The sequence below is a fragment of the Inquilinus sp. CA228 genome (genome assembly GCF_052078665.1).
Taxonomy (GTDB): Bacteria; Pseudomonadota; Alphaproteobacteria; order DSM-16000; family Inquilinaceae; genus Inquilinus.
This window is the reverse complement of the sequence record NZ_JBQJIK010000049.1, coordinates 53,254-62,192: the sequence shown is the minus strand read 5'-3', so window position 1 is coordinate 62,192 and position 8,939 is coordinate 53,254. Positions and strand designations below refer to the sequence as shown.

Below are 8,939 nucleotides of genomic sequence, written 5' to 3'. Positions count from 1 at the left end.
TTTGGAGCGCGTGACTTTTTCCCTCTCTCGTCGGGTAGAGGGAGGGGCCCGACGCTTTGGCTAGGGGAGGGTGTGGTGGTGCGCTTCCGCGCCGTCCACACCGGCTTGCGCTTCTCGACGAAGGCGCGGGCGCCTTCCAGTTGGTCCACGCTGTCATAGAGCGTCGCCACGGTCGGGAAGCCGCGGCGCATCACCCGCGCCAAAGCCGCCTGCACCGGCAGCGCCTCGCTCTCCCGCGCCACCTCCTTGATCGCGGCGAAGACCAGAGGCGGGCCGTCGGCCAGGTGCCGGGCCAAGGCGCGGGCGCGGTCCATCAGCTCCGCCGCCGGCACCACTTGGTTCACCAGGCCCCAGCGCGCCGCCTCTGCCGCCTCCATCCAGCGGCCGGTGTAGAGCAGGTCCATCGCCACGTGATACGGGATGCGGCGCGGCAGCTTGATCGTCGCCGCGTCGGCGAGCGTCCCGGCATTGATCTCGGGCAGTGAGAACCGGACATGGTCGGCCGCCAGGATCAGGTCGGCGGACAGCGCCAGCTCGAACCCGCCGCCGACCGCCATGCCGTTGACCGCCGCGATCACCGGCTTGTTCAGGCCCGGCAGCTCCTGCAGCCCGGCGAAGCCGCCGATGCCGTAATCCTCGTCCGGCCGGATGCCCTCGGCCGCCGCGGCCTTCAGGTCCCAGCCGGCGGAGAAGAAGCGGTCTCCGCCGCCGGTGACGATGGCGACGCGGAGCTCCGGGTCGTCGCGGAACCCGGCGAAGACCTCGCCCATGCGGCGGCTGGTGGCGGCGTCGATCGCGTTCGCCTTCGGCCGGTCCAGCACCACCTCGAGCACGGCGCCGTCGCGGGTGACGCGCACGGGATCATCGGTCATCGGCTTCCTCCACCAGTCGCAGCAGGACATCGGCGGCCACGGCGCCGTGAGGGGTAACGATCAGCGGGTTGACGTCGAGCTCGGCCAGCCGGCCGGCCTCGGCCAGGGCGAAGCCCTGGACCGCCAGCACGGCATCGACCGCGGCATCGAGATCGCCCGGCGGCCGGCCGCGATGACCGTCGAGCAGTGCCGCCACCTTGAGCGAGCGGATCGCCGCCGCGACCTCCGCCCGCCCGACCGGCAGCAGCAGGATGCGGCGGTCGCCGACCAGCTCGACCAGCGTGCCGCCGGAGCCGAGCACGAGATGCAGCCCGAACAGCTTGTCGCGGCCGATGCCGACGATCAGCTCCGCCACCGCGCCGCCGACCATGCGCTCGACCAGCAAGGCCTCGCCGAGTCCGGTCAGGGCCGCGGCGGCGTCGCGCACCGCGGCGACATCGGCCAGGTTCAGGCGCACGGCGCCGAGCTCGGTCTTGTGCGCCAAGTCGGCGCCGGTGGCCTTGAGCACGACCGGGAAGCCGATCGCCGCGGCGGCCGCCGCGGCCTCGTTCGGCGACCGGACCAGCCGCCCTTCCGGCACCGGCACGCCGTGGCCAGCGAGGCGGCGCTTGCCCTCCCACTCCGACTGGGTGCGGACCAGGCCCGGCGCCAGCGGCACCGGCTCCGCCGGCAGCGGCGCATCGGTCTCGCCGCGAATGTCCCCCGCCTCCGCCGCCGCGGCGATGGCGGCCAGCGCGTCGTCGATGCCGAGCAGCGGCACGACGCCGGCCGCGACCAGCCGCTGCGCCTGATCCTCCGGCAGCCCCTCGGGTAGCGAGGCGACCAGCGCCGCCTTGCGGCCGGTGCGCTGCGACGCCGCCACCAGCGCCTCCAGCGACGGCACCCAGTCGGCGTCGCTGCAGCGGTCGCCGCGCGGCAGGTCCAGCACCAGCAGCGTCAGGTCGAAATCCGCCGCCATCATCGCCGAAAAAGTCTCGGTCATGGCCGGGGCGTTGGCCCAGATGAAGGTGTGGTAGTCGAAGGGGTTCGACACCGTGACCAGTGCCGACACCGTCGCCGCCACTCGGGCTGCCTGCGGCGCATCGAGCGGCCGGAAGCGCAGCCCGGTGCCGAGCGCGGCGTCGGCGATCAGCGCCGCCTCGCCGCCCGAGCAGCTCATCGAGGCGATGTCGCGGCCCGGCAACGGCCCGGCGACATGCAGCAGCTTCAGCGCCTCCAGCAGCACCGGCAGCGACGGCACCCGGACCACGCCGATGCGGCGCAGGAAGGCGTCGGTCACCGCGTCGGCCCCGGCGAGGGAGGCGGTGTGGCTGAGGGTCAGCTGCGCCCCTTCCGCCGACCGGCCGGTCTTCAGCGCCAGGATCGGCACGCCCTGCCGCCGCGCCCGTGCCGCCGCCCGGGCCAATGCGGCCGGTTCGGCCAGGCCCTCGATGTGCAGGCCGATGGCGGTGACGCGCGGGTCGTCGAGGAAGGCCTCGACCATCTCGGCCAGGCCGGCCACCGCCTGGTTGCCGAGCGTCGCGACATAGGCGATCGGCAGGCCGCGCCGCTGCATGGTCAGGTTGATGGCGATGTTGCTGGACTGGGTGACCAGCGCCACGCCGCGCTCGACCCGCTGCCCGCCATGCTGGTCGGGCCACAGCAGGGCGCCGTCAAGGTAGTTGATCACGCCGTAGCAGTTGGGGCCCAGCACCGGCATGGCCCCGGCCGCCGCGACCAGCTGGGTCTGCAGATCCGCCCCCTCCCCGCCGGTCTCGGCGAAGCCGGAGGCGTAGCAGACCGCGCCGCCGGCGCCGCGCGCGGCCAGGGCGGCCGTGACCTCGATCACGGCATGGCGGTTGATGCCGAGGAAGACGGCGTCGGGCGCGGTCGGCAGTTCGGCGACGCTGCGGAAGGCGGGCAGGCCCTCGACCGTCTCGTGCTGCGGATGCACCGGCCAGATCTCGCCGGCGAAGCCCATGCGCCGGCTCTGCCGGATCACCTCCGCCGCCGGCTTGCCGCCGATCACCGCGATCGAGCGCGGCCGCAGCAGGCGGGACAGGTCGAAGCGCCGGGTCATCACGCCCCCAGCGGCCGCAGCAGGTCGCGGGCGATGATGTGGCGCTGGATTTCGCTGGTGCCGTCCCAGATCCGCTCCACCCGCGCGTCGCGCCAGAAGCGTTCGATCGGCAAATCGTCCATCAGCCCCATGCCGCCATGGATCTGCAGCGCCGCATCCGTCACCCGGCCCAGCATCTCCGAGGCGAAGAGCTTGGCCTGGCTGATCGCCCGGTTGGCGTCCTGGCCCTGGTCGATGCGCCAGGCGGCGGACAGGGTCAGCCAGTCGGCCGCGTCGATCTCGGTGATCATGTCGGCCAGCTTGAAGCCGGTGCCCTGGAAGCGGCCGATCGGCTGGCCGAACTGCTTGCGCTGGGCGGCATAGGACAGCGCCAGGTCGAAGGCGCGGCGGGCGCGGCCGACGCACATCGCCGCCACGGTCAGGCGGGTGGCGTGCAGCCAGGTGTTGGCCAGGTCGAAGCCCCGCCCCTCCTCGCCCAGCATCTGGTCGACCGGCACCCGGCAATCGTCGAAGGTCAGGGTCGAATTGTGGTAGCCGCGATGCGAGACGGAATTGTAGCCGGGATGGATCCCGAAGCCCGGCGTGTCGCGGTCGACCAGCAGGCAGGAGATACGCTTGCGCCCGGCGCCATCCTCGCCCGTGGCGACGAACAGGATGACGAAATCGGCCACGTCGGCATGGCTGATGAAGTGCTTGGTGCCGTTGATCACCCAGTCGCCGCCGTCGCGCCGGGCGCTGCAGCTCATGCCCCGCAGGTCGGAGCCGGCATCGGGCTCGGTCATCGCCAGCGCGTCGACTTTCTCGCCGCGGACGCAGGGCAGGAGGTACCGCTCGCGCTGCTCCGGCGTGCCGGCGCAGAGGATGTTCGAGGGTCGGCCCCAGAACACCGTCAGCGCCATCGAGGCCCGGCCGAGCTCGCGCTCCAAGAGGGTGAAGGTGAGGTGGTCGAGGTCGCCGCCGCCGAACTCCTCCGGGATGTTGGGGGCGTAGAAGCCGAGGTCGCGGACCTTGCGCTGGATCTCGCGGCCGACCTCCGGCGCCACATGGCCGGTGCGCTCCACCTCCCGCTCCAGCGGCTGCAGCTCGTGCTCGACGAAGCCGCGCACCGTGTCGACGACCAGCTGCTGCTCGTGGCTGAGCCCGAAATCCATCCTCGCCTCCCTGGCTGTCCCGAAGGCTATTGCGGGGCCGGGTGGGCGGGCGATACCGTTTCGGACTGAAACGATACGGAATCAGACTTGATGACTGCGCCGCGTCGGATCGCGATCCTGGTCCTCGACGGTTTCTCGAACCTGACTCTGGCAGCGCTGATCGAGCCGCTGCGCGCCGCCAACCGGATGGCCGGACGGCCGCTGTTCGCCTGGTCGGTGTTGAGCGAGGGGGGCAGTCCGGTCGCCAGCAGCAGCAACCTGCGGCTGGAGGCCGATGCGGCGATGGCCACGGCCGGCGAAACCGACGACCTGTACGTCGTCGCCAGCTACGAGGCCGAGGCGCGGGCCACGCCCGGGGTGCGCCGCTTCCTGCGGGCGGCGGCCCGGCGCGGCGCGGTGATCGCCGGGCTGGAATCGGCGCCCTATGTGCTGGCCCTGGCCGGGGTGCTGGACGGCCACCGCGCCACCACGCATTGGGAGGATCTGCGCGACTTCGCCGAGCGCTTCCCGGCCGTCACCGCCGTGCCCGACCGCTTCGTCGTCGACCGCCGCCGCATCACCGCCGGCGGGGCGCTGCCGACGCTGGACCTGATGCTGGACCTGCTGCGCCGCGACCACGGGCTGAGCCTGGCGCTGGCCGTCTCCAGCACCTTCCTCTACGAGGGCTCGCATCCCGGCCACGACCCGCAGCACATGGTCGCGGCCGGCCGCCTGGCCTGGCAGGACCCGCTGCTGGTGCGGGCGATCCGGCTGATGGAAGCGAATATCGAGGCGCCGCTGCCGGTCGAGGCGATCGCGGCGGAGCTGGGCATCGGCCCGCGCGCCCTGCTGCAGCGCTTCCGGGCCACGCTCGGCACCGGCCCCAAGGCCTATTACGCCGAGCTGCGCCTGGCCCTGGCCCGGCGCCTGCTGGAAAACACCGATCGTCCGGTCAATGATATCGCCGCCGATTGCGGCTTCGCCTCCGGCTCCGCCCTCGCCCGCGCCTTCCGCATCCGCTACGGCGTCAATCCGGCCCGGGCGCGGCGGGGAGGAGGCTAGCCTCAGCGCCTGACCACCGGGTCCGGCGAGAACCGGGCCTGGCGGGGGTCGAGCTCATGACCCTGCCGCTCGGTCAAGAGGCCGTACAGCTCCGGCCGCCTTCCGCGGATCCAGCGCCGGCCGGTCGCCAGCGGCAGCAGGTCGAGGTCGAGATCGGCCACCACCATGGCGTCGTCGGCCACGCCGGTCTCGGCCAGGATGCGGCCATAGGGGTCCAGCAGCATGGCGTTGCCGGTGCGCACCTCGCCGTCATCCTCGCCGACGCCGTTGCTGAATAGCAGGAACATCCCGTTGTCATGGGCCCGCGCCGGCAGCCAGCGCATCAGCCAGCCGCGGCCGTTCGGCCCGGCGAACTCCGCCTCGATCGCCGCCGGGTCCTCGCGCCGCCGGTGCCACAGCGCCGGGTCGATCGGCTTCATGGCGTGCGGGCTGCGCGAGGCGCAGCCGCCGGTCTGGTGCGGCGCCAGCAGGATCTCGGCGCCCAGCAGGGCCGTGGCCCGGGCATTCTCCACCAGGTTGTTGTCCCAGCAGATCAGCACGCCCAGCCGCACGCCCCAGGGCGTGTCGAACACGGTGTAGCGGTCGCCGCTGGCGATGTGCTCGCTTTCGAAAGCGTGCAGCTTGCGATGGCAATGCACCGACCCGTCGGGCAGGCAGACGGCGTAGGAATTATAGAAGCGGCCATCGCCGCCCGCCTCGACCAGCCCGGCGCCGATCGCCATGCCGTGCTCCACCGCCAGGTCGCGCACCGCCTGCACCGACGGCCCGTCCGGCACCGGCTCGGCCAGGGCGGCGATGGCGTCGCGGCCGAGGTTGCGGACATGCCAGTAGCCGGTGATGCACATCTCCGGAAAGGCCAGGATCTTCACCCCCTGCGCCGCCGCGGCCGCGGTGAAGTGGCGGATGCGCGAGAGGTTGTAGGGCTTGTCGTCGGCCTGGTGCCGGAACTGGACGGTGGCGGCGCGCAGCAGGGTCATCACGGCCTCGCGGGGTGTCGATGCGGCGACTCTAGCTGCCGGACGGCCTGTGCATGGACTATCATCCCCGCACCATGCCCGATCGAAACCGCACAGCCCTGGACTGGGACGATGTCCGTTATGCCGTCGCCCTGGCCCGGCACGGCAGCCTGTCCGCCACCGCCCGGGCGCTGGGGGTGAACCACGCCACCGTGTCGCGCCGGCTGGACGGGCTGGAGCGGGCGCTGGGCCGGCCGCTGTTCGACCGCCGCCCCGACGGCTACCGCCCGAACGCGGCCGGGGCCGTGGTGCTGGCCGAGGCCGAGGCGATGGAGGCCGGGGCAATAGCCCTGCTGCGCCGGCTGGACCATGCCGAGGAGGGGCCTGTCGGGCCGGTGCGGCTGACCACCGCCCGGTCGCTGGCGCTGGGCTTCCTGATCGACCGGCTGGACGGGCTGCGCCGGCGCCATCCGGGCATCGAGCTGGAGCTGGTGCTGGAGACCCGGATCACCAGCCTGGCCCGGCGCGAGGCCGAGATCGCCCTGCGCCTGGGCCGGCCGGCCGACAGCGCCCTGGTCGGCAGGCGGGTGGCGAGCATCGCCTATCGCGCCTATGCGGCGCCCGCGGTGGCGGCGGAGGCCGCTTCCGGCGGCACACCGCCGCTGATCGGCGACGAGGAAAGCGAGTCCGAGGCGGCGTGGCTGGCGCGGCGCCATCCCGGCCGCCGCATCGCCTTCCGCTGCGACAGCCAGATGGCCCAGGCCGCGGCCGCCCGAGCCGGCTGGGGAATCGCACTGCTGCCGCGCTTCCTGGGCGATCCCGATCCCGGCCTGGTGCCGGTCGCGCTGGACGCCCTGCCGCCCCCACGCGAGATCTGGCTGCTGATCCGCCCCGATTTGGCCGAGGTGCCGCGGGTGCGGGCGGTGGCCGACGCGCTGGCCGGGCTGTTCCGGGAGCACCGGGCGCTGTTCGGCTAGGCCCGGAACACGCCCCGCAGCAGCGTCGCCACCACCAGGGCCAGCACGCCCGCCACGGCGACCGGCACCGCCGCCGCCGGCCAGCCCGCGGCATCGACCACCCCGCCGACCGCCACCGGGCCGATCACCTGGCCGAGATTGCTGCCCTGCATGATCAGGCCGAGCGTCATCGGCCCCAGCCCCGGCTTCGGCGCCACCAGCCCCGCGGCGCCCAGCACCGTGGCCGGCAGCAGCCCGCCGACGCCGGAGAACAGGACGCAGAGCAGGAACACCACCATCGGCGGCAGCGGGAGGGCGAAGACGGCGATGCCGGTCAGGGTCATGACGGTGGCCGCCGTGGCGATCAGCATCCAGCGGGCGGCGCCGCGCCCGAGCAGCAGGCCGGCGGCCAGGTTGCCGAGCACATTGGCGCCGACGGCGACGGCGCTGAGCGCCCCGGCCGCGGCGACGGCCACGCCCATCCGCTCCATCAGCAGCACCGGCAGGAAGCTGGCCAGGGCGAAGTAGAGCAGGCTGTACAGCACGAAGGCGCCGGCCAGCAGCAGCGGGCCGCGCGAGGTCGCGGTCAGCACCGCGTCGCCGCCGATCTCGCGCCAGGACAGGCCGTCCGGCACGCGCTCCCGCGCCCGCACGGCGAACAGCACCAGCAGGACGAAGGCACCGGCCAGGACGGCGTTGGCGATCCAGAACGGGCGCCATCCCGCCAGCGCGGCGCCGAGCAGCAGGGCGATCGCCATGCCGCCCGGCATGAAGGCGCTCCAGATGCCGAAGGCGAGGTCGCGGTCCGGCGCGGCGACGATGCGCTGCAGCAGCGCCGGCGCCGCGACCACGACCAGCAGGAAGCCGAGTCCTTCGAGCACGCGGGTGCCGAGCAGCAGCGGGAAGCTGCCGGCGGTCGAGCCGACGGCGCTGCCTAGGGCCAGGGCGGCGAGGCCGAGCGCCAGCAGCCGGCGGTCGCCGAACCGGGCCACGGCGGCACCCGCCGGAATGCCGCCGACCACGCCCAGCAGGGCGAAGACCGACATGATCCAGCCGGCCGATTCGAGACTCAGGCCGAATTCGGTCCGCAGGGCCGGCAGGGCGATGGCGCCCTTGCCGACCTGCAGCGCCGCGACCACGCCGGACGCGACGACCACCGCGACCGCGGTCCAGCGGGTCGGCGCCGCCTGCGGTCCTGCGAGCGCTGCGGTCACGCCGCGGAGTCCCGGATCGGCGGGCTGGCCTGGATCGCGCGGGTCCAATGCACCAGGCGCTGCAGCATCCGGGCCAGGATCGCCCGGGTCGGCTCATCGGTCAGGCGCAGGTCCGCGTCGAACTTCCCGGCGGCGCGGCCGACGAAGATCTCCGGCTGGTTCAGCACATGCAGGCCGGTGGTGATCGCCACGTCGCGCAGATGCAGCTGCGCCCGCACCGTGCCCATCCCGGCCGAGGCGCCGAGGATGGCGACCGGCTTGCCGACCAGCACCGAGGCGCCATAGGGGCGCGACGCCCAGTCCAGCGCGTTCTTCAGCGCCGGCGCGATCGAGTAGTTGTATTCCGGCACCGCTAGCAGCAGCGCGTCGGCCGCCTCGATCTTCGCCTTCAGCGCCTGGACCGGATCGGGGAGGCCCTCGGCCTCGACATCCTCGTTGAAGAAGGGCAAGTCGGCGAGCGGGTGGATCTCCAGCGCGGCATCGGCGGGCAGCAGCTCGCTTGCGGCGCGCAGCAGCGCGGTGTTCAGCGAGGCCCGGCGCAGGCTGCCGGACAGGCCGAGGATGCGGATCGGGTCGGACATCGGAACCCCTTCCAGAAAGGCCGGCGCCCGTTCCACGGCGCCGAATGGGATTTGGCCCGGAACCAGCGCGGCGCCCATTCCCGAGCTCCGTATGCACCCTATACAATTC

The 8,939-nt window shown here is 73.4% G+C and carries 8 protein-coding genes; 2 read left to right on the top strand and 6 right to left on the bottom strand.

Annotated elements, in window-relative coordinates; genetic code table 11:
• The 3 genes from ACTOWL_RS23475 to ACTOWL_RS23465 form a co-directional block, all read right to left on the bottom strand.
• A partial coding sequence (locus ACTOWL_RS23475; protein WP_441323700.1) for a carnitinyl-CoA dehydratase occupies positions 1–872 on the bottom strand: 872 nt, incomplete at its 3' end.
• Positions 862–2,931: an acetate--CoA ligase family protein gene (locus tag ACTOWL_RS23470; RefSeq protein WP_441323699.1), complete on the bottom strand. Its 2,070-nt coding sequence runs from the start codon at positions 2,929–2,931 to the stop codon at positions 862–864. The genes ACTOWL_RS23470 and ACTOWL_RS23475, both read right to left, overlap by 11 nt.
• On the bottom strand, positions 2,931–4,082 hold the full coding sequence (locus ACTOWL_RS23465; protein ID WP_441323698.1) for an acyl-CoA dehydrogenase family protein: 1,152 nt from the start codon (positions 4,080–4,082) through the stop codon (positions 2,931–2,933). Before ACTOWL_RS23465 ends, ACTOWL_RS23470 begins: the two co-directional genes overlap by 1 nt.
• Positions 4,083–4,172: 90 nt before the next feature.
• On the opposite strand from ACTOWL_RS23465, the gene ACTOWL_RS23460 reads away from it, so the two are divergent.
• Positions 4,173–5,123, top strand: a complete 951-nt coding sequence (locus ACTOWL_RS23460) for a GlxA family transcriptional regulator (RefSeq protein ID WP_441323697.1) — start codon at positions 4,173–4,175, stop codon at positions 5,121–5,123.
• A gap of 2 nt (positions 5,124–5,125) precedes the next feature.
• On the opposite strand, the gene ACTOWL_RS23455 is transcribed toward ACTOWL_RS23460, so the two are convergent.
• Positions 5,126–6,100, bottom strand: coding sequence for a nitrilase family protein (locus ACTOWL_RS23455; protein WP_441323696.1), 975 nt, complete (start codon positions 6,098–6,100; stop codon positions 5,126–5,128).
• Positions 6,101–6,153: 53 nt separating this feature from the next.
• Between ACTOWL_RS23455 and ACTOWL_RS23450 the strand changes: the two genes are divergently transcribed.
• Complete coding sequence (locus tag ACTOWL_RS23450) at positions 6,154–7,056, top strand: LysR family transcriptional regulator (RefSeq protein WP_441323695.1); 903 nt, start codon at positions 6,154–6,156, stop codon at positions 7,054–7,056.
• Here the strand turns inward: ACTOWL_RS23450 and ACTOWL_RS23445 are convergent.
• Both ACTOWL_RS23445 and ACTOWL_RS23440 read right to left on the bottom strand, forming a co-directional pair.
• Positions 7,053–8,249: an MFS transporter gene (locus ACTOWL_RS23445; protein ID WP_441323694.1), complete on the bottom strand. Its 1,197-nt coding sequence runs from the start codon at positions 8,247–8,249 to the stop codon at positions 7,053–7,055. The two genes, ACTOWL_RS23450 and ACTOWL_RS23445, sit on opposite strands and share 4 nt — an antisense overlap.
• Positions 8,246–8,830: an NADPH-dependent FMN reductase gene (locus tag ACTOWL_RS23440; RefSeq protein WP_441323693.1), complete on the bottom strand. Its 585-nt coding sequence runs from the start codon at positions 8,828–8,830 to the stop codon at positions 8,246–8,248. Before ACTOWL_RS23440 ends, ACTOWL_RS23445 begins: the two co-directional genes overlap by 4 nt.
• Between the last annotated feature and the right edge of the window lie 109 nt (positions 8,831–8,939).